The sequence below is a fragment of the Lysinibacillus sp. NPDC098008 genome, assembly GCF_044760715.1.
Lineage (GTDB): Bacteria > Bacillota > Bacilli > Bacillales_A > Planococcaceae > Lysinibacillus.
Genome location: NZ_JBIWBA010000021.1, coordinates 23792 through 45425 on the forward strand (window position 1 = coordinate 23792; position 21634 = coordinate 45425).

General features: G+C 38.6%; 17 protein-coding genes and 3 tRNA genes. 16 read left to right on the top strand and 4 right to left on the bottom strand.

What is annotated here, in order from left to right; translation table 11 throughout:
- Positions 1-150: 150 nt before the first annotated feature.
- The 11 genes from ACIQVU_RS15910 to ACIQVU_RS15960 all read left to right on the top strand — a co-directional run bounded on the left by ACIQVU_RS15910 (position 151) and on the right by ACIQVU_RS15960 (position 11526).
- Positions 151-378, top strand: coding sequence for an anti-sigma-F factor Fin (locus ACIQVU_RS15910; protein ID WP_016993788.1), 228 nt, complete (start codon positions 151-153; stop codon positions 376-378).
- A 137-nt stretch (positions 379-515) separates the two neighbouring features.
- Positions 516-4025, top strand: coding sequence for a transcription-repair coupling factor (gene mfd / locus ACIQVU_RS15915; RefSeq protein ID WP_402896285.1), 3510 nt, complete (start codon positions 516-518; stop codon positions 4023-4025).
- Positions 4026-4455: 430 nt separating this feature from the next.
- Positions 4456-5148, top strand: a complete 693-nt coding sequence (locus ACIQVU_RS15920) for an S-layer homology domain-containing protein (protein ID WP_340803788.1) — start codon at positions 4456-4458, stop codon at positions 5146-5148.
- Between the two features lie 259 nt (positions 5149-5407).
- Positions 5408-5944 (top strand): stage V sporulation protein T, encoded by a 537-nt coding sequence (gene spoVT, locus ACIQVU_RS15925; RefSeq protein ID WP_340803789.1) that lies wholly within the window; start codon positions 5408-5410, stop codon positions 5942-5944.
- 157 nt (positions 5945-6101) lie between these two features.
- Positions 6102-7742 (top strand): putative polysaccharide biosynthesis protein, encoded by a 1641-nt coding sequence (locus ACIQVU_RS15930; protein WP_340803790.1) that lies wholly within the window; start codon positions 6102-6104, stop codon positions 7740-7742.
- Between the two features lie 115 nt (positions 7743-7857).
- Positions 7858-9318, top strand: coding sequence for a bifunctional methyltransferase/pyrophosphohydrolase YabN (yabN, locus tag ACIQVU_RS15935; protein ID WP_340803792.1), 1461 nt, complete (start codon positions 7858-7860; stop codon positions 9316-9318).
- Between the two features lie 4 nt (positions 9319-9322).
- A complete protein-coding gene (locus ACIQVU_RS15940; protein WP_340803794.1) occupies positions 9323-9613 on the top strand; it encodes an RNA-binding S4 domain-containing protein in 291 nt (96 codons plus the stop codon).
- A 140-nt stretch (positions 9614-9753) separates the two neighbouring features.
- Positions 9754-10053, top strand: a complete 300-nt coding sequence (yabP, locus tag ACIQVU_RS15945) for a sporulation protein YabP (protein ID WP_004229167.1) — start codon at positions 9754-9756, stop codon at positions 10051-10053.
- Positions 10050-10541 (top strand): spore cortex biosynthesis protein YabQ, encoded by a 492-nt coding sequence (yabQ, locus tag ACIQVU_RS15950; RefSeq protein ID WP_340803799.1) that lies wholly within the window; start codon positions 10050-10052, stop codon positions 10539-10541. The genes yabP and yabQ overlap by 4 nt, the downstream gene beginning before the upstream one ends.
- A 17-nt stretch (positions 10542-10558) precedes the next feature.
- Positions 10559-10963: an FtsB family cell division protein gene (locus ACIQVU_RS15955; protein WP_340803800.1), complete on the top strand. Its 405-nt coding sequence runs from the start codon at positions 10559-10561 to the stop codon at positions 10961-10963.
- A 134-nt stretch (positions 10964-11097) separates the two neighbouring features.
- Positions 11098-11526 (top strand): S1 domain-containing RNA-binding protein, encoded by a 429-nt coding sequence (locus ACIQVU_RS15960; RefSeq protein ID WP_274795172.1) that lies wholly within the window; start codon positions 11098-11100, stop codon positions 11524-11526.
- A gap of 84 nt (positions 11527-11610) precedes the next feature.
- On the opposite strand, the gene ACIQVU_RS15965 is transcribed toward ACIQVU_RS15960, so the two are convergent.
- The 4 genes from ACIQVU_RS15965 to ACIQVU_RS15980 form a co-directional block, all read right to left on the bottom strand.
- Entirely contained in the window at positions 11611-11862 is a 252-nt protein-coding gene (locus ACIQVU_RS15965; protein WP_340803802.1) for a hypothetical protein, read from the bottom strand.
- 940 nt (positions 11863-12802) lie between these two features.
- Positions 12803-12874: transfer RNA gene (locus ACIQVU_RS15970), tRNA-Glu, on the bottom strand.
- 5 nt (positions 12875-12879) lie between these two features.
- Positions 12880-12956, bottom strand: a tRNA-Met gene (locus ACIQVU_RS15975).
- Between the two features lie 10 nt (positions 12957-12966).
- A tRNA-Gly gene (locus ACIQVU_RS15980) sits at positions 12967-13041 on the bottom strand.
- 391 nt (positions 13042-13432) lie between these two features.
- On the opposite strand from ACIQVU_RS15980, the gene ACIQVU_RS15985 reads away from it, so the two are divergent.
- The 5 genes from ACIQVU_RS15985 to ACIQVU_RS16005 all read left to right on the top strand — a co-directional run bounded on the left by ACIQVU_RS15985 (position 13433) and on the right by ACIQVU_RS16005 (position 21600).
- The gene (locus ACIQVU_RS15985; RefSeq protein WP_402896291.1) at positions 13433-15826 is read left to right on the top strand and encodes a SpoIIE family protein phosphatase; all 2394 of its coding nucleotides are present in this window, start codon (positions 13433-13435) and stop codon (positions 15824-15826) included.
- A 29-nt stretch (positions 15827-15855) separates the two neighbouring features.
- Positions 15856-17262 (top strand): tRNA lysidine(34) synthetase TilS, encoded by a 1407-nt coding sequence (tilS, locus tag ACIQVU_RS15990; RefSeq protein WP_340803804.1) that lies wholly within the window; start codon positions 15856-15858, stop codon positions 17260-17262.
- Positions 17263-17329: 67 nt separating this feature from the next.
- The gene (gene hpt, locus ACIQVU_RS15995; protein ID WP_340803806.1) at positions 17330-17872 is read left to right on the top strand and encodes a hypoxanthine phosphoribosyltransferase; all 543 of its coding nucleotides are present in this window, start codon (positions 17330-17332) and stop codon (positions 17870-17872) included.
- Positions 17873-18235: 363 nt separating this feature from the next.
- A complete protein-coding gene (gene ftsH / locus ACIQVU_RS16000; protein ID WP_340803808.1) occupies positions 18236-20266 on the top strand; it encodes an ATP-dependent zinc metalloprotease FtsH in 2031 nt (676 codons plus the stop codon).
- 500 nt (positions 20267-20766) lie between these two features.
- A complete protein-coding gene (locus ACIQVU_RS16005; RefSeq protein WP_340803809.1) occupies positions 20767-21600 on the top strand; it encodes an aldo/keto reductase in 834 nt (277 codons plus the stop codon).
- Positions 21601-21634 lie beyond the last annotated feature (34 nt).

The following is a 21634-nucleotide window of genomic DNA, read 5'->3' on the forward strand; positions in this document are numbered from 1 at the left end:
AGACTCAATGGTTTAAAGTGCACTTATTGCTAAAACAATAGTTACGTGCTTTAAAATATTGCAAAGCAGATGCAATGACAAAGTGCATAATCCTTTTTATAAATGTCTATACTTTAAGTAGTAAGTTGCTTAAAGGAGGATGATTTGGAGATGTCAGTTCGCTATCGATGTAGGCATTGTGAAGTAGAAATAGGGACACTACCATTTGATGCAGATGATACAATTCGGAAGCTACATATTTTCGAATTGGGAGAAGCGGATGATTATGTTGAGAAGGATCAACATGGACAAACGACTGTGCACTGCATTTGTGAGCAATGTGAGGATTCGCTGAGACAATATCCAGATTATCACGCACTCAATAAATGGATTCAATAAATGGAAGGATGCTTTGACGCACTTCGCGTGTGCTCAAGGCTTTTTCCGTTTTATAAAAAGCCAATAAAGCTATATGTATAGCACTAGATTAATAGTAAAAATTAATACACTTTTTATGCTGAAAGGAGCTTTTGACTGTGGAAATTTTACGACAGCTTGTGTCGCAGGATAAACATATTACATCATTTTTACAGGAGATTCGGAGCGGTCAAACTGCATCACAGCTTATTACAGGTTTAACAGGAAGCGCACGGCCTGTCATGGTCGATGCGTTATTTGAATATGTAAAAAAGCCAATCTATATTATTTCTCCTAATCTATTGCAAGCACAGAAGATGGTGGATGAACTTGCTGGGTTATTAGGGGAGGAACATGTTTACTATTATCCAGCCGATGAATTTATTGCAGCAGACCTTTCTGTAGCCTCTCCTGAATTACGTGCTGAGCGTATTGCAACATTGGATTGCTTAGCTAGAGGTGAAAGGGCAGTCTATGTTATCCCTGTTGCAGGTCTACGCAAAGTCATGCAACCGAAAGAACATTGGCTACGATATTTCTTACAAACAGCTGTAGGAGAAGAGATTGATATTGATGGATGGTTACAAACATTAGTCGAGATGGGCTATGTGCGTAACTCCATGGTGACAACGCCAGGAGAGTTTGCATTACGTGGGGGAATATTAGATATTTATCCACCTTATTTGGCATCACCTATTCGTCTTGAATTATTTGATACAGAAGTAGATTCTATTCGAACATTTTCGGCAGATAATCAGCGCTCTATCGATAAATTACAAAAAATTCGTATTCTTCCCGCATCAGAAGTAATTTTAACGAAGCTAGAAAGACAGGCATTGGCAAATCGTTTAGAAACAGCATTAGCATCAAGCTTAAAGAAGGTCAAGAAGCAGGAAACAAAGGAGCTGCTCTATCAGCATATTCAATATGATATTGAATTGCTACAGCAGGGGAATTTACCTGACTATGTCAACAAATATGGCTCATTATTGTATGAGCAAACAGCCTATTTAGGGGATTACTTTGCACAGGATGGCCTTGTACTTTTTGATGAGCTTGGACGTATTCAAGAAGTAATGGATGCGTGGGAACGTGAAGAGGAAGAATGGTTTTTATCTTTAATTGAAGAAGGAAAAATGGTTCATGATGTGAAGCCTGCCTTTACACTAAAGGAAATACTCGCAATGCTTTCACAGCAAAAGCTATCATTTTCCTTATTTTCACGAACATTTTCAGGCATAACATTTAATAAAACAACGAGCTTCTCCTGCAAGCCAATGCAGCAATTTCATGGGCAAATGTCGCTGTTACAAAACGAGGTTGAACGCTGGCTACTTGGTAAATTTACAGTATTAATCGTTGCGAGGGATAAAGAGCGTTGCAAGCGTGTGCAGCAAATGCTTGAGGAATACGATATTCATGCAGCAATAGGCGAGCCAGCAGAGCCTGGTATTTATATTGTAGATGGTAGTTTATCAAGTGGTTTTGAATTACCACTGCAACGTTTAGCAGTTGTCACAGAGGATGAGCTTTTTAAACAGCAAATAAAGAAAAAAGCACGTACACAAAAAATGACGAACGCCGAACGCATTAAAAGCTACACAGAAATTAAGCCTGGCGACTATGTTGTACATGTGCATCATGGGATTGGAAAATATATTGGTGTGGAAACACTAGAGGTAAACGGTACACATAAGGATTATTTACACATTCGTTATCGAGCAGACGATAAATTATATGTGCCTGTTGAACAAATTGATTTAATCCAAAAATATGTAGCCTCAGAGGACCGTGAACCAAAGCTACATAAATTAGGTGGGGCAGAATGGAAAAAGGCGAAAGCGAAGGTATCCTCTGCTGTACAGGATATTGCAGATGACTTAATTAAGCTTTATGCAAAACGTGAAGCAGAAAAAGGGCATGCTTTTTCACCTGATAATGATGATCAGCGCAATTTTGAGGCAATGTTCCCATATGAGGAAACAGAGGATCAGCTACGTTCTATTGTTGAAGTGAAACGAGATATGGAACGGGAGCGCCCGATGGATCGCCTTGTCTGTGGTGATGTGGGCTATGGCAAAACAGAGGTTGCTATTCGTGCAGCATTTAAGGCGATTCAGGATGGTAAGCAGGTTGCTTTCCTTGTGCCAACAACCATTTTAGCGCAGCAGCATTATGAAACAATTCGGGAGCGCTTCCAAGACTTTGCGATTAATGTCGGCTTATTATCGCGTTTCCGTACAAAAAAGGAGCAAACAGCAACACTAAAAGGCTTAAAAGAAGGGCAAGTCGATATTGTCGTAGGGACACACCGTATTTTATCGAAAGATTTAACATTCCATGATCTGGGCTTATTAATTGTTGATGAGGAACAACGCTTCGGTGTAACACATAAGGAAAAAATTAAACAGTTAAAAACAAATGTCGATGTCTTAACATTAACAGCTACACCAATCCCAAGAACGCTTCATATGTCAATGGTAGGTGTTCGTGATTTATCTGTTATTGAAACGCCTCCTGCAAACCGCTTCCCTGTTCAAACATATGTTATGGAGCATAGCGGTGCATTAGTACGAGAGGCAATTGAAAGAGAAATGGCACGTGGTGGACAAGTATTTTATCTCTATAACCGTGTGGAGGATATGGCGCGTAGAGTGGAGGAAATTCAAGTGCTTGTTCCAGAGGCTCGTATAGGATTTGCACATGGGAAAATGACAGAAACAGAGCTAGAATCTGTGATTTTGTCATTTTTAGAGGGCGATTACGATGTGCTTGTAACGACAACTATTATTGAAACAGGCGTCGATATTCCAAATGTCAATACATTAATTGTTCATGATGCTGACCGAATGGGTCTAGCACAGCTTTATCAATTACGTGGACGTGTTGGGCGTTCAAATAGGGTAGCATACGCATACTTTATGTACCAGCGTGATAAGGTGTTGACAGATGTAGCAGAGCAACGCTTACAGGCAATTAAAGAATTTACAGAGCTTGGCTCAGGCTTTAAAATCGCTATGCGTGATTTATCAATCCGTGGAGCTGGGAATTTACTTGGAGCACAGCAGCATGGCTTTATTGATTCAGTCGGCTTTGATTTATATTCGCAAATGCTACAAGAGGCAATTGCTGAACGTCAAACAGGTGTGAAAAAAGAAGAAAAGCCTGAAATTGAAATTTTATTAAGCGTGGATGCTTATATTCCTGATGCCTATATTCCAGATGGCTATCAAAAAATCCAAATGTATAAACGCATTAAGGCGATGGAGCAGGTGGAGGAGTATGATGAAATTATGGAGGAATTAGAGGATCGCTTTGGCGATCTTCCAATTGAAACAGAGCGTTTGCTACGAATCGCCCGCATGAAGGTTTGGGGACTTGGTGCAGGTGTCGTTTCTGTTAAGGATAAGCAAAAGCTTATAACGATACTGCTATCTGAGGAAGGCACGACAAATGTGGATGGTAGTAAAATTATTGAAGAGTCCATGAAGTTTGAGCGAGCAGTTGGCTTTGGGATGGATGGCATGCAATTAAAGCTAACAATAGATGAGCGCAAATGTGGCAAATCTCAACCCTTCGATATTTTAGAAGAGCTAATGCAAATTATTGATAAAGCAAAAAAACAATAAAATAAAGCGACTCTAAGTAATACAAGCTAAATAAAACCATATAAATAGAAAACCTAAACTATTATGGAACACTCAATAAGTGCTTCCATAGAATAGTTTAGGTTTTTCTTTGCCTAAAAATCCTTCATCTAGCTTCAGTTCCTCACAGAACTTATTCATTTTGATAGTCTATCCATTCTCTTATTGACGATTCCTTAGCGCACATAATAATTATTATTTCGCTATTAGACAAGCATCTTGGTATTGATTATGCCCAAAAGCATTAGTGGATAAGATACATACCATTGTATAGGTTTTGTAGATATTTCCATTAAAAGGTGTAAACATCCCAGCCAATGCAGCAGAGCGCCAAGCCTTTTTCAATAGCTTAGCGATCTTTATTGAGCATACAGATGGGGAGAAAAAGGTCGTAAAGCCAGAAGTGGTAACCATGCATGATGGCAAAACAGGTCTACGTTTTACAGTCGAGAAATTTAGTACCTTTACGATTATTCAAGTGGCACAACAAGTAGAGGGCACACATCCAGCGTATATTCAAGGGTTCCCAGATGGCACATTTGGGCCTGAGAAAAACGTGACACGCGCCCAAGTTGCATTAATGCTAGCTCGTATTTTAGGCTATACAGAGGAGCAGGTAAGTCAAGCACCATTTAAAGACGTAGCCCAAACTCATCCAGCAGCAGGGGCAATTGCCTTTGTGAAGGCGCAAGGCTTGATGAATGGGGACAACCAAGGCAACTTCCATGCAGGCGCAAAAATGACACGTGCTGAAATGGCAACAGTTGTCGCAAACTTTAAAGAGCTTGCCGTGGAAGAGGATGTGGCGTTAACATTCAAGGATACAAAAGGACACTGGGCACAGTGGATTATTGAGGCAAACCGTACAGCAGGGATTATCAATGGTTTACCAAATGGTAAATTCGCCCCAAATGATGCCTTAACACGTGCACAAGCAGTGGTGATGATAAACCGTATGTTTGAGCGTGGGCCATTAAACGGTGTGACAGCACCAAGCTTCCCAGATGTGAAAGCAACCCACTGGGCATTTAAAGAAATTGAAGAAGCAGCCACTACACATTCTTATTATATCGATGAGGATGGTAACGAGCAGCTAGCACAGTAAGCAAGAAACAAAATAGGCAAGGAGCAATCCTTCGCCTGTTTTCTTTATTTATAGTGAATTGGGAGAAATGTCCGTGGAGCAAGAGTAAATACCCGCGGAGCAGAGGTAAATACTCGCGAAGCAAAGGAATTTTAGCGCCTTTTGTAAAATTTTGTTGGCTACGACATCCTTTTTCTTCAGTTTTTTGCATAGATTGCTTCAATAAAAACCATACTGTAAGTGAATCAAAATTTCATTGTAGCGAAAGCGAGGCATAAGAATGAAGGCAACAGGAATTGTTCGTCGTATTGATGATTTAGGGCGTGTAGTTATTCCAAAAGAAATTCGTAGGACGCTGCGTATTCGTGAAGGCGACCCTCTTGAAATTTATACGGACCGTGAAGGTGAAGTCATATTAAAAAAATATTCTCCCATTAATGATTTAGGGGAATTTGCAAGAGAATATGTGGAAACATTATATGAAACATTAGGTACACCAGCATTTGTTACTGATCGCGATGAAGTAATTGCTATTGCGGGGATTGGCAAAAAAGAATATATTAATCGTCGTATTACGTCCTTTGCAGAGGGCTTTATGGAGGAACGTTCTACAAAGATTGAAAAAATGGAAACAACGATTGAAATTGTGCCAGGGCAATATGAGCAAGTCAAATCGTATTGTGCGACACCAATTGTTGTAAATGGTGACCCGATTGGCTGTATTATTATTTTATCAAAAGTACATTTTGTTGGAGATGTAGAAGTAAAAGTTGTGGAAACGGCTGCAAACTTCTTAGCGAAACAAATGAATAGTTAATGCATCTAAAAGTTATTGCGATGACCGTTGAGGCTGAACAATAACTTTTTTTGCGTCTAATCAGCATTCAAATTTGGAAACTTGATGCGGTCAAGCGCGTCAAACTTTTAAGATATGCTATACTATTGGCATTGTTAAGAAGGAAAGAGGGCAATTTATGGCGCAACGTTTTGGCATGAAAAGCTACATGAAGGGAGCTGCCTTATTAACAATAGCTGCCCTTATTGTAAAGGTGCTTAGTGCCATTTATCGTGTACCTTTTCAAAATCTTGTTGGTGATGAAGGGTTTTATATTTATCAGCAGGTCTATCCTGTTATATCGATTTTTGTTGTTTGGACGTCCAGCGGCTTCGCTGTTGCTGTTTCTAAAATGCTAGCAGATAATGATTGTATTGTTGATGCACAGGAACGTGAACAAAAGCGGAGCGCCATTATGCGTGTAGTTTTTCGTTATTTAACAGTGCTATCAGTGCTATTTTTTGTCGCTTTATTTGGTGGAGCTGACAAAATTGCACAGTGGATGGGTGATGCTCAGCTTGCCCCATTAATACGTACGGGCTCCTTTGTTGTATTGGTAATGCCAGCACTTGCTATTTTAAAAGGTGGCTTTCAATCGAGAGGAATTATGGAGCCGATTGCCTATGCTCAAGTACTAGAACAAGCTATTAGGGTAACCGTAATTTTAGCAGGAACCTTTATTATTATGGCTACAACTAACTCGCTTTATAGCGCAGGGAAGATGGCTATTACTGGTACTGTTATTGGTGAAATAGCTGCTTTTTTATTGCTTGCTTATTTATTTTATCGACGTTTTGGGCTACTTTATGGAAGGCAGCAACGCCAGCTTTTAGCAAGCTTACCGATTATTAAAGAAGTTACATTGTTAAGCTTAAGTGTAAGTATGAGTGGTTTATTATTACTTGGCTATCAATTAGTTGATTCGTTTACAATTTATTCATTGCTAATGGAGAACGGCATGGCTCCTACAATAGCTAAGGAAACGAAAGGAATTTATGATCGTGGTCAGCCATTAGTGCAGTTGGGTGTTGTGATTGCATCCTCATTATCACTTGCCATTGTACCTCTTGTTGCGCATTTGTCTAAAAAACAAGAGGGGCGTAGTGCGATTCCATTTATCCAGCTAACCTATAAAGCATCTATTTTATTTGGGTGGGCTTCTTCCTTAGGCTTAATGCTTGTGATGCCTTATTTGAATGAAATGTTGTTTAAAACAAATGCATTATCATTAGTATTAACAATCTATGTATTTCAAATTGTACCATTGTCGATTATCCTTACATTTACAGCTATTTTACAAGGCTACGGTAAATTAAAAAAGCCAGCCTTATTTTTACTAATAGGCTTTATCGTTAAAATTGTACTAAATCTATGGATGATTGGTTGGCTGGGTGTATTAGGTGCAGCGCTTGCCAATGATATAGGCTTATTATTAACGGCATCCATGCTTATTATCTATTTAAAGCGTTTGTCGGGCATTCAGTTAGCATCAAGTAGCTTTTATAAAAAAGTAGGAATAGCATCGTTAAGCATGGCAGTTGTTGTACTTATATGGTTACAAATTACTCCAGCTCTTGTAAGTTACTTCCTATCTTCACGTGCAACAGCCGTTATTACCAGCTTTACAGCAGTATGCTTAGGGGCCTTTGTGTTGCTAACAATTATTGCAAAGAAACGAGTGTTAGTAGAAAAAGAGTGGTATTTATTACCGTTTGGGAGAAGGATGGCTATTTACCAACTATGGCTAAATTCAACCCTTTTCAAGAAGCATAGCGAGTAAAAGTAAAGAAAAGGTGGAAGGGGCGGAACATTAATGGTATCCCCTTCTACTATAAATTATTGTTGCATTCCTGAAAATACCTGTATGGATTGAGATCAAGAAGTAGGTGGAATTATTGAATACTTTAACAATTATTGGCCTAGGTGCAGGGGATTTTAATCAGCTGCAAATGGGCGTTTATCGAAAATTAAAACATGCGAAAACATTATATGTTCGGACAGTGGATCATCCTGTATTGGAGGAATTAGCAGCGGAAGGTGTCCAGTTTAAAAGCTTTGACGAAATCTATGAAAAGCATAATGCATTCCAGCCTGTCTATGAGGAAATTGCAGATAAACTCATTGAAGCGGCAGCTAGAGAAGATATTATATATGCTGTGCCGGGGCATCCATTAGTGGCGGAGCAAACAGTGCAATTGCTAATTACAGCAGCGAATGATGGGAAAGTGAATTTAGTGATTGAAGGTGGTCAAAGCTTTTTAGACCCGATTTTTGGTGCATTAAAAATTGATCCAATTGAGGGCTTTCAATTATTAGATGGCACTAGCTTTTCCATGCATGATATAAATATGCGTCAGCACCTGCTAATTGCCCAAGTATATGATACATTTAGCGCCTCAGAAGTGAAGCTCACTTTAATGGAAAAATATGATGATGAGTATCCTGTAACAGTTGTGACAGCTGCGGGGTCTGCTCAAGAGAAAATAATAACGGTTCCACTTTATGAGCTAGATCAAAGTGTCGAGGTAAATAATTTAACAACCGTTTATGTTCCGCCTGTAAAATCACAGGAAGAGGCGCTACGGGATTGGACAACATTCCGTCAAATTATTGCTACATTAAGAGGTCCAGATGGCTGTCCATGGGATCGAAAACAAACTCATGAGTCATTGAAAAAATATTTGCTGGAAGAGGCACATGAATACTTAGCTGCTGTAGATGCTGAGGATGATTTTGCAATGATTGAGGAGCTTGGTGATGTGCTGTTGCAAGTATTTTTACATGCACAAATTGGGGAAGATCAAGGCTACTTTACGCTTGAAGATGTTTTAGCCTCTATTAGTGAAAAAATGATTCGTCGTCATCCACATGTCTTTGGTGATGTTGCAGTGGAGGATGCTGAGGGCGTTGTAGCAAATTGGGAGGCTATTAAGGCTCAGGAAAAGGGCATTAGTGATAAGCCGTTATTAAGTGAGCAGTATCGAGCCTCCTCCGCGCTACAAACATCCTATAACTATCAAAAGCTAGCTGCAAAGGTAGGCTTTGAATGGCCAGATGTAGAAGGAGCATGGGAAAAGTTTGCAGAGGAATGGCAGGAATTCCGAGCGGAGGTTACAAAAGGCTCAAATGCATCCCGTCTTGATGAATTCGGTGATGTATTATTTACATTGGTGAATTTAGCACGATTTTATAAAATATCACCAGAAGAAGCGATGCTGCATGCTAATGAGAAATTTGCAAGACGCTTTGGCTATGTAGAGGCACAGGTAAAGGCAAGCGGTAAATCATTTACTGATTTTACATTAGAGCAACTAGATGCTTTTTGGGATGAAGCAAAGCAATTAGAAAGGGAGTAACAATATGAGAATAGATAAATTTTTAAAAGTATCACGTTTAATTAAACGTCGCACCTTGGCAAAGGAAGTGGCAGACCAAGGGCGTATTACAATTAATGGGAAAGTAGCAAAGGCTGGTAGCACGGTAAAGGCAGGCGATGAGCTGGCGATTCGTTTTGGTCAAAAAATCGTTACAGCGCGCGTAGAAGAATTACGTGATACGGTGAAAAAGGAAGATGCTGCAAACATGTTTACCATTTTAAAAGAAGAGCGTCTTGAAAAGGTTGAACCAGAATTTATTGATGATGAGGACTAGTCATGATCAATGCTCCTTCTGATGTTGTTGCTTGCTACTTTCTAGCTGACAGAATTACATAACTTGCAATAAAGTTGTCATGCTTTGAAGGTTGTCCGCATAAAGTGAACAGAAGCTAGGACGACTAAAGGAGGAAGAAAATGACGCTACATCAAGAAAGTAATCGTTACACAATTCCATCTGGAGAGCATATTTTAACGATTCGCAATCGTAAAAGAATGGACATGACTTCTGTAAAATCAATTGAACGCTTTGATCAGGAAGAGTTTTTTATTAAGACGTCCCAAGGGCATTTGCTAATCCGTGGAGAGGAACTGCATATCGTTCACTTAGATGTTGACAAAGGATTATTGACGCTTGAAGGAACTGTAAAAACCTTGCAGTATGACGAGGAGGAAAGTGGCTTCTCGAAAGGTTTCCTTCATAAGTTATTTGGATGATTGTTAGTGAGCAATTTTTTCACTTAATTGTCATGGTTTTGAGCGGTATAGCAGTTGGTTTCATTATTGATAGTGTGAGGCTCATTGTTTTTTCGACTCCAAAAAGGTCAAGCCTTCGAAGGTGGATGATGGTTTTTGAATTAATTACCTGGATTTTACTTGGAGGGCTGACATACTATTTATTGTTTTGGCTAAAGGATGGCGCTTGGCGGGCTTATGACCCGCTAGCGCAAATTGCTGGGATTTTTTTGTATCAATCATTTTTTCAAAACTTTTTACGTTTCGTTGCAAGGATTTTGGTGAATATAACATGGAAGCCCCTTTGGTTTATCATACACTTAATTATCACGGTTATTCGACAGGTTCTTCAACTGTTCATTCATATAATCATGTTTGTTTTAAGGCCTTTTGTCAAAATTTATTCGTATTTGTCCTACACTTTTTTAAAAAAGTTACGATATTTGAAGTATAATAAAAAACAACAATAATTTTCGGAGGTGCGGGCATGACAAAACGTCATTCATCAAATGATGAACAACAAAATTTCAAGAAGCTTGATAATGACTATGTCCGTAACACGGATAAAGCTATCAATCGCAAGCAGCAAGCGCGCAAACGTAAAATTCGCCGCATTGTCTTTTTTGCGATTATACCAGTCGTTATTATCGCTCTTCTCTTAAATGTGTTGTCACATCAAAATGAAGTATTAGCAACAAAAGAAAAGGCAAAGAAAGAAGCAGAGCAACATCTTGCTGAATTGAAAGAGGAACAAGACTTATTAAATCTTAAAATCAAACAATTAGAAGATGATGAGTATATCGCAAAGCTTTTACGAAAAGAGTATTATTTATCTGAGGAAGGTGAAATTATTTTCATTATCCCAGATAAAGAGGATAAAAAAGACGACTGAGAGGCTAAGTATTGTTGACACTCTTTTTTTGTTATATATAATGAAAAGAGAAGCTTATTGCAGTAAAAAGTTTGATTAAATTGATTACATGACTCAAATGGGTCGCTTAATTTTTAAGGAGGAGCATTTTTTTTATGTCAATTGAAGTAGGCAGCAAGGTACAAGGTAAAGTAACAGGAATCACAAATTTTGGAGCATTCGTTGAGCTGCCAGATGGCAAAACAGGCTTAGTTCACATTAGTGAAGTAGCTGATAATTATGTAAAAGATATCAATGAGCATCTAAAAGTTGGAGATGAAGTTGAAGTAAAAGTGATGAATGTTGAAGCGGACGGAAAGATTGGTCTTTCAATCCGTAAAGCAAAACCTCAAGCTGAAAGACCAGAGCGTCCAGCACGTCCGCGTCGTGAAAATCGTTCTAACGATCGCAACGAGCGCCATCAACCAAAAGAAAATTTTGAGCAGAAAATGGCACGCTTCTTAAAAGATAGTGATGAACGTCTAGCAACACTTAAACGTGCTACAGAGTCAAAACGCGGTGGCCGCGGAGCTAGAAGAGGGTAGTTTGCTGACTGTTTTAATCGTAGAAAAAGTGTATGAAATAGAGTAGGGATTAGCTTTCTAAAAGGCTAATCCCTTTTTGATGCATTATAAAGTAGACGAAGGTCTTTTCTTCTTTTTCGAAGGGGCAGTTTCTACTTGTTCAGGAGCAGCGATCACTTTGTTCTCTGCTGGATGAAGCACCATTTTCACCAGTACAAAGACCCCATATATACTTACAGCAAGCCCACCAAGGAGTAATAGAATTTGTACAAAAAAAGGCAGACGAATAAGAATCGAAATAAGAATAATCATTGAGCCGCTTCCGCAAATGAGAGCGGCTTTTGTTAATTGGCCCACAAGTGATAAACCTCCTAAAGTAGCGTGAATTGTCTATATAAGTATGCCATATTTTTAGTTAACTGGCACGGACGTATGCTTTAAAATATTACGAAAGAAACATATAAAAAGATAAGAAAATGATAAACGGCATTGGGGTTGAATTTCTCAAAACCTCTTATTGACAGTCTGGAGCATTTTAATTTCTCTTATATTTTTTGAAATAAACTACTGAGAACATCATCATCCAAAAAATAATTATAAAATAAAGGAGAGTAGCAAGAGGCTCATTAATTATTCGGGTAGCTAACACCACAATAGAGCCTAAAAATATAGTAATCAAATAGATTTTCATAAGGCTTCACTCCTTATTTCTTAATTTGTTAAATAGTAAAGTAATGCAATGGAAACTTTAACAACTTAAATTTTTATTCATCCATATACATTTAAACTTTACATAACAACTGAAAAAGATAGTGACAATAAAGAATAAATCCCTATGTAACGGTTAATTTAAATGAAAAGTATGTAAAATTCTTTTTTTGATAAAATAATGGAGGAAATGGATGGCAAAAGTGAAGCTACATCCTATTGCTAAAAAGGGGCTGTAGAATCTCCTACCATAAGAAAATTATCAACTAGTCCCCCCACTTTAAAGACACATAACTATAAGAATAAATAAAACTTCGTAAAAGGTTAATCTATAAAAGCCTCTTTCTAGGAAGATTCTTGTATAAACAATAATTAGTTTATCTTAGCTTTTTAACTTTATACATTTCCAGACGATTCAACTTGATATAACACCTAACAATATAGAGCTATTTACAAACCAATATCCTTGTATTTTCAAGGTTTGTAGACATACCTATATTCATTATTATGCATGTAATTGCGTGAACACTTCAACATGATAGAACTAAAAAAAGTGCAACAGATGAATATTCATCTGCTACACTTTGGATGACCCGTACGGGATTCGAACCCGTGTTACCGCCGTGAAAGGGCGGTGTCTTAACCACTTGACCAACGGGCCTAATATGGTGGCGGCCGAGGGGATCGAACCCCCGACCTTACGGGTATGAACCGTACGCTCTAGCCAGCTGAGCTAGGCCGCCAATATAAATATGGAGCGGAAGACGAGGTTCGAACTCGCGACCCCCACCTTGGCAAGGTGGTGTTCTACCACTGAACTACTTCCGCCTGTTGTCTAAGCAACAAGTTAAATAATACAAGCCATTGATGCTAGTGTCAAGTAGCTTTTTAAAAAAAGTTATTTAGGTTCACTATATGGAATAAGTGTGTAGAAGTGCTGTCATTCTACTTCCATCCAAGTGGAAATTTTGACGGATTTTTTGTCCTTGCGTAGAAATGTATCGCTAGTATTGTCAAATCGCAAGGGTAATGCTTTTAGTGAAGGATATTATAGCAATTTTTACTGTACTTGTAATTCTTCCTGTCGTATTTACTGCCGCTTCTCGTATTTATGAATAGCTATTCGTCGAACGATTTATATTTTCTTCTGTCACCGTCAGACAATCTTTCCATACATAATTTTTTATAATAGCCAAAAGTGCGGAAAGGGGATAGTTAAATGGCAAGTATTGAATGGTATGCTACAACGAATGTAGATGCCCAAAAATTAGGAACGAAAAAAAGACAAATACTTATAGGCTCTCTCTTTTTTTTAACATCCTTTTTTTTGGCACAGTCTGTTGTATTTGAAGCGGCTGTGCCGTTCTCGGTTCCTTTTTGGGCTATTATTCGAACAAAGTATAAAGAGTATGCCAAGTTTGTGTTATTTGGGAGTTTGACAGGATGCTTGTTCCTTGGTCTTGGACAAGTCCTTATTTTAGTTTTGCAAATTTTGATGTATGAATGTATTAGGCGCTTCCGTTATTGGCAGCTACCGCAGAGCATTGCCGTTTCATTAGCCGTGTTACTGGTTCAAATAGTATGGCAAGGGCTGATATATCAAGGGTTACCGCCAGTGCTTGTACAGTTTTATGTAGGGTGTGAAGCGGCTTTAGCTCTTATTATGACGTTATTTATGCAAGTATTATTTGTTAATTCCTACGAGTGGTTTACGAGCCATTGGACATATGAAAAGTTAGGCTCTGGATTAGTTGTATTTGCTGCGATGCTGACAGGGATGCAGGCGGCTGTCTTTAGCTATTTTTCATTGTCTATCTTCTTATTACAGCTCTTTATTTGCTTTGGAGGGTTAGTGGGCAGTGTTCCATTGGCAACGGTTATAGGAGCCGTTTTAGGCACACTTATAGGCGTTGCAAAGCTATCATTTACAGGAATGCTATCTGTAGCAACTTTAACAGGGTTATGTGCAGGTATGGGGGCTAAAATGGGGAGGTTTGGTGTTGCAATCGGCAGCATTTTGCCAAGTGTCTTTTTTTTATTTTATGATGCTACATTGCCGTTAGATAGTGTTTACTTTACTTCCATTGTTATTGGCAGCGTTGTTTTTCTCACCATTCCAAGGAAATATTCAGATATGGTGAAGGACAAGCTGTTTCCGCAGCGAGAGGAGATTTTACTTGCAAGGCAAAATTGGCTAACCGAACATGTAACCTATAAATTAGAGCATTTTCAACATTTTGTGCAATTTATGAAGGAGCTTGTGTTTGATCGTTTTATGACAACACCTGTTGAGGCAGCAAAAGAAGTGTCACCGATGAATACTTGCTTAAGCTGCTTTCGCTACGACCATTGCTGGGGAGCGCAAAATAATGGAATGGACAAGCTAATGACGGATTGGTTTCATATGAAGGGAATGGGAAAGGAATCGACACTGCATCGTGTTGAGGAGCAAATACGCTATAAATGCGTGAAGTCTTCGAAAATTTTTGAGGAGCTGGATACAGAGCTATATCGTGAACATATCAATGGTCAATATTTTCATGGAAAAAAGATGATTGCACTTCAGCTTCGTGATATGAGCAATCATTTAAACCAGCTAATAGCTGAGATGAAGGAGGATACGATTTCCTTTGTAAGTGTAGAAAAGGATATTATTGAACGCTTAAAGGAAGCACATATTGAATGTTTTCAGCTTGATGTATTGAGCAATAAGCCTGGAGCACGCAAGATTGTTTGTGCTTTAGCGCCAGCACGAGTGAATTGGGAGGAGGATACGACGTTAGCTGAGCGTATGATTTTGCCGATTCTTTATGAGATTTTCGATGAACCATTTGAAATTGAAAAAGTAGTAGCATGTGATATACCATTTCGTCATGTTCAAGTATGTTTTCAGTCAGCTATTAGCTTTGAAGTAGAGTATGATATATATAGCATGTCAAAAGAGGCAACATTGTACTCTGGTGATTCACATGCACTCTTTCAATTACATCCAGGACTCTTTGCCATTTTGCTATCAGATGGTATGGGTCAAAGTAAAGAAGCACAGCATGAAAGTAGAAAGTTAATACATTTAATGAGGGAATGCCTTAATTACAATATGAATCCAGAAACGGCGATGCATACATTGCATTATGTTATGTCTTTAAAGCAGCAAAATGATATGTATGCGACACTTGATTTTGCGCTTGTTGATTTACAGCATGGTGATTTATGGTCATGGAAGGCTGGTGGAATGTCGACCTATATTTTACGTGGAAAAGAGGTATTAAAAGTTGAAAGTAATGCCGCACCTGTAGGCTTTTTATCCATTTCAGCAGTCGAGGCTGAAAAAAGAAAACTAAAGGCAGGCGATGTTATTTTAATGCATTCAGATGGTTTGTTTTCGAGTGTGGCTGATTGGGATGAGCAGGAGGAGATGTTTTTAGCTTATGCACAGCAGGTTGCAAGTACAAATAAAACTATTCAAGAAAAGCTAACAATGATGATGCAGTCGTTCCAGGGCTACTATGCTATTGAAGATGACTGTACTGTATTAATGCTGGAGGTGACGCATGTTGTACCGACATGGGCTGTGTTTAGACCAGCTCAACCTTCAATGAGTAAATCATCTTAAATCATTATCGAAAAGGGGAGGAGAAGCGTTTGTCATTTGAATTAAAGGTTAAATCATTTATTGAAAAAGAGCGATTATTACAGCAAGACGACCATCTTCTCATCGCCGTTTCGGGTGGAGTTGATTCTATGGCATTATTACATTATTTTGTGCAAGCAAAAGAGCAATGGGGCATTCAGATAGAGGCAGTACATGTCGATCATATGTTAAGAGGGGACGCCTCCGCTGAGGATAGAGCATTTGTTCAAAGTTATTGCGATAAAAATGGTGTTTCTTTACATGCAAAGGCGATTCCTATACCTGCAATAATGGCACAGGAAAAAGGTAATACACAGCTTATTTGTCGTAGGGAAAGATACCGATACTTTAAAGAGGTCTTACAGCAAACAAATGCGAATAAGCTTGTTACTGCACATCATGCAGACGACCAACTAGAGTCGATATTAATGGCATTAACGAAAAATGCGACCATCAATAGTATGCAAGGAATACGTCCTAAGCGATTTTTTGAGGGGAAAACATTAATTCGTCCATTTTTAACGGTTACAAAGCATGAAATAAGGGAATATTTACTTAGAAAAGGTTTGGATTATCGAGAAGATGCTAGCAATGCGAAGGATACTTATGCACGCAATCGTTTTAGACATCATGTGGTGCCTTTACTAGAGGCAGAAAACCCGCGAGTGAGTGAGCAGGTCACTCATTTTACAAAGCAATTGCAGGAAGATGATGCCTTTTTAATGACATTAGCCCAAGATGTATTTTCCCAAACCATCAAAAGAAGTAACGAAAATACATATAGCATGGAAATTGATGCCTTTCAATTGGTACCACTTGCTTTACAAAGGAGGCTCATTTTAATACTATTAAACTATCTTTACAAAGATTCAAATACGATACAAAGTTATGCTTTATTGACTTCAATTTTAAAGCTTTGTGAAACGACAGCAGGATATGCTGAAATTCACTTGCCTGAAGATTTTCTAGCAGTTCGCCGTTACGGACAATTAACGATTCAGAAGAATAGGTCATTGGAAGGGCTGTTTTCTTCTGAGAAAATGATGATTTCGGCTGCTAATGGGTGGACAACACTAACAACTGGTGAACGCTTATGCGTAGTCAAGTTGCATGATTTATCGTCTGAGCTGCTGACGGATACTGCACAACTTTTTTATTTTAACGCTAGCAAACTCCATCTGCCGCTCTATGTAAGAACTCGCAGGGATGGAGATAGAATGCTGTTAAAAGGAATGGATCAGCCAAAACGCTTATCTCGCCTTTTTATAGATGAAAAGATTCCTTTAAATGAGCGAAATAGCTGGCCGTTACTGATTTCTCAGTCTGATGAGGTAGTAGCGGTAATTGGTGTGCGTATGGGCATATTTTTTTCAACCATCCCGCAACCAAACGATGATACAGTGCTCATCGTAGACTAAGGTCTTTGTAAAATATTTCAACACAATAAGTTGAAGGTTTTTTGATACATCACGAGGAGGAATCGATATGTTACAAAATGACATCGAAAAAGTTATGATTACAGAGGAACAATTGCAGGAGAGAATTGCAGAGCTAGGCACACAATTAACAGAGGAGTACAAAGATTCATTCCCATTGGCTGTTGGTGTTCTTAAAGGGGCAATGCCCTTTATGACAGATTTAATGAAGCGTTTTGATTCTTTTATCGAGCTAGATTTTATGGATGTATCTAGCTATGGCAATGCTACAGTTTCATCTGGGGAAGTAAAGATTTTAAAAGATTTGAATACAAGCGTTGAGGGGCGCGATGTATTAATTATTGAGGATATTATTGATAGCGGTTTAACATTAAGCTACTTAGTAGATTTATTTAAGTATCGCAAAGCAAAATCCATTAAAATTGTGACATTGCTTGATAAACCATCAGGTCGCAAAGTGAACTTAGCTGCTGACTATGTTGGTTTTGAAGTGCCAGATGGCTTTGTTGTGGGATATGGCTTAGATTACGCAGAAAAATATCGTAACTTACCTTATATTGGTATTTTAAAACCTGAAGTTTATTCATTCTAAAAGATAAACTGCCAGCTATAAGAAAGTAAGGACCTCCAGCGTAGGCTATCAAGGGTTTTTGGATGTATATTATTTCCATTAATGAGCTGAAGATTTTATATGTAGCAATGTATATGGAAAAAATTGCTCTACAATTTGCTCATTATGAATATAATTCAAAATCTTGACACAATATTCCGTTATATCGAGCTTAAGGAACAGGTACAATTACGCTGGGACGTATAAAGATGGTCTAAAAGCCGTTGCAATAGCAGTAAGAAATAAACGAAACATTTTTTAAGTAGGGCTTTTCGTTGTATCCTGAAATCAGGGTATGTTAAGATTTTACTTATAATTTTTCTGTTTGTAATGAGGAGGCTGGAGATGAATCGAATATTTCGATATACCATATTCTACCTACTGATTTTCCTAGTGATTATCGGTATTTTTGGTACTTTCAATGGCGGTAATTCACCAACGAAAGAGTTAACGTATTATGAGTTTCAAGAAGCTCTAGATAAGAAAGAAATAACAAGTGCTACAATTCAACCTGATAAATCAGTTTACGTCGTTGAAGGAACACTGAAGGGGTATGAAAAAGGGGAGAGCTTTACTACAAACATTCCTCGTGAAAACCAATCTTTAATGGACCGCATCGATGAGGCTGCTAGGGATAAAGATAGTAATATTAGTTTTTTAGCAGCACCAGAAACAAGTGGATGGATTCAATTCTTTACAGGGATTATTCCTTTCATTATCATCATTTTCTTATTCTTCTTCCTAATGAGCCAATCTCAGGGTGGCGGTAATAAAGTGATGGGCTTCGGTAAAAGTAAAGCAAAACTTTATGATGACCAAAAGAAAAAAGTACGTTTTACAGATGTAGCAGGTGCTGATGAAGAAAAGGCAGAGCTTGTGGAGGTCGTAGAATTTTTAAAAGACCATCGCAAATTTACTGAAATCGGTGCACGTATTCCAAAGGGTATCTTACTTGTAGGTCCTCCAGGTACAGGTAAAACATTACTAGCACGAGCAGTAGCAGGTGAAGCAGGCGTTCCATTCTTCTCCATCTCAGGTTCTGACTTTGTAGAGATGTTTGTTGGTGTCGGTGCATCACGTGTTCGTGACTTGTTTGAAAATGCTAAGAAAAACGCACCATGTATTATCTTTATTGATGAGATTGATGCGGTTGGTCGTCAACGTGGCGCTGGTCTTGGCGGTGGCCATGATGAGCGTGAGCAAACATTGAATCAGTTACTTGTTGAAATGGATGGTTTTGGCGCAAATGAAGGTATTATCATTATCGCTGCAACGAACCGACCAGATATTTTAGATAAGGCATTATTACGTCCAGGTCGTTTTGACCGTCAAATTACAGTAGGACATCCTGATGTAAAAGGGCGTGAGGCAGTCTTAAAGGTACATGCACGCAACAAGCCTTTAGCAGATTCAGTGGATTTAGCTGCTGTTGCACAACGTACACCAGGGTTCTCAGGTGCAGATTTAGAAAACTTACTGAACGAAGCGGCACTTGTAGCAGCTCGTAAAGGTAAGCGTACAATTAATATGGCAGATATCGATGAGGCATCTGACCGCGTAATTGCTGGTCCAGCTAAAGCGAGCCGTGTATATTCAGCAAAAGAGAAAAAACTTGTATCATTCCATGAGGCTGGTCACGTAGTTGTTGGTCTTGAGTTAGATGAGGCTGATACAGTACACAAAGTTACAATTGTGCCACGTGGTCAAGCGGGTGGTTATGCGATTATGTTACCGAAGGAGGAGCGCTTCTTTACAACAAAACAAGAGCTTTTAGACCGCATTGCAGGGCTTCTTGGTGGCCGTGTAGCAGAAGAAATTGTTCTTGGTGAAGTATCTACAGGTGCACATAACGATTTCCAAAAGGTTACAAGCATTGCACGTGCAATGGTGACTGAATATGGTATGAGTGAAAATCTTGGTGCGATGCAATTCGGATCAAGCCAGGGTGGTAATGTATTCCTTGGTCGTGACTTTAATTCGGATCAAAACTATTCTGATTCAATCGCTTATGAAATTGATAAAGAAATGCAAAAAATCATTGATACACAATATGAGCGTACAAAACGTATCCTAACAGAGAAACGTGAGCTACTTGATTTAATTGCGAATACTTTAATGGAAAAAGAAACATTAAATGCACAAGAAATCGAGCATTTACGCGATTATGGTGTATTACCAGAGCCAGAAGCTGTTGAAAAAATTGAGGATAACAAGCCGAAAATTGAAGCGAAGCCAACATTAGATACAATTGGTGAACCAGTTGTGGAAAAAGAATTGCTGAGCAAAGACCCAAATCCAACAGCTTTGGATTTAAAAAAAGAAAGCACAGAACCAAACGATGATGCCCCAAAAGGCATTAACGAAAAACGTGATTAATCCAAACAAGACTGCTTACTAACTTAGTGAGCAGTCTTTTTATATGGTGATTTTACACTAAATTGCTTGAAGCTCTGTAATCAGGATGAAAATCAATTTCTTTGCGTTATCTTGGTTCAGCAAATTCTTTTCTTTTTTACATGAAAGCAAGGCGTCAGTAGCAGATACAGAAGAAGGGAGAGGATGAATGCCCTTTACCTCTGTTAGAGGGTATCCAAACGCCTATTGAACCAAGAAAAAAGGCGCTTTCGGTACAGAAAATATTGCTGTGGATTTTGAGAGGATTTTTTCGAGTTCACTCGAAAAAATCCGAACGCATTGTTTATCTGCGCGAAATCAATTACGCTGGGGCATAATTGATTTTGAAGCTTGCTTTCAATCCTTTTTCTTTGCCTTTTCGTATGGTGAAGCATTACGATAGATAAGTGAAGGACAGCTACATACAACTCTGTAGAGAGAAGATGTAAATGTTAGCGAAAACAAGATAGGAGTGTTGAAGCATGGGAAATGTAACACTGAATAATGGACTGGAAATGCCTTTAGTGGGTTATGGTGTTTTTCGAGTGCCTGAAGGAGATGACCTAGCAGAAGCTGTAAAAACAGCTATTGCAAAAGGCTATCGTAGCATTGATACAGCACAAGTATACGGTAATGAGGAAAGTGTTGGACGCGGTATACGTGCAGCAATTGAAGAAGGACTGGTAACTCGTGAGGAGCTATTTATTACTTCTAAAGTGTGGAACGATGGTCTTTCCTATGAAGAAACACTTGCTGCTTATGACAGTAGCTTAGAAAAAATTGGCTTAGATTATTTAGATTTATATTTAGTACACTGGCCTGGTATTGACGAAAATTATCTTGAAGTATATAAAGCATTAGAAAAAATTTATCAAGATGGTCGAGTACGCTCTATTGGCGTAAGTAATTTCCATGTACATCATTTAGAAAAGCTTTTAAAGGAAACAACAGTCGTTCCTGTTATTAATCAAATTGAGTTCCATCCACATTTAACGCAGGAGGAAGTACGTGCGTATTGCCAAGACAAGGGCATTCAGGTGGAGGCATGGTCACCTTTAATGAACGGTAAATTGCTGGAGGAAGCATTAATTCAGGAGCTTGCTGCGAAATATGGCAAAACACCTGCACAGATTGTATTGCGTTATGATGTTCAACATAATGTTGTAACGATTCCAAAAACAATGACACCTACACGTATGGCTGAAAACCTTGATATTTTTGATTTTGCCTTAACAGAAGAAGAGATGAAGCAATTAGATGCACTAAATGATGGCTTACGCTGTGGTCCAGACCCAGAAAAATTTAATTTTAAATAATGAGAAAGGAGCTGCCTAATATAGGGAGCTCCTT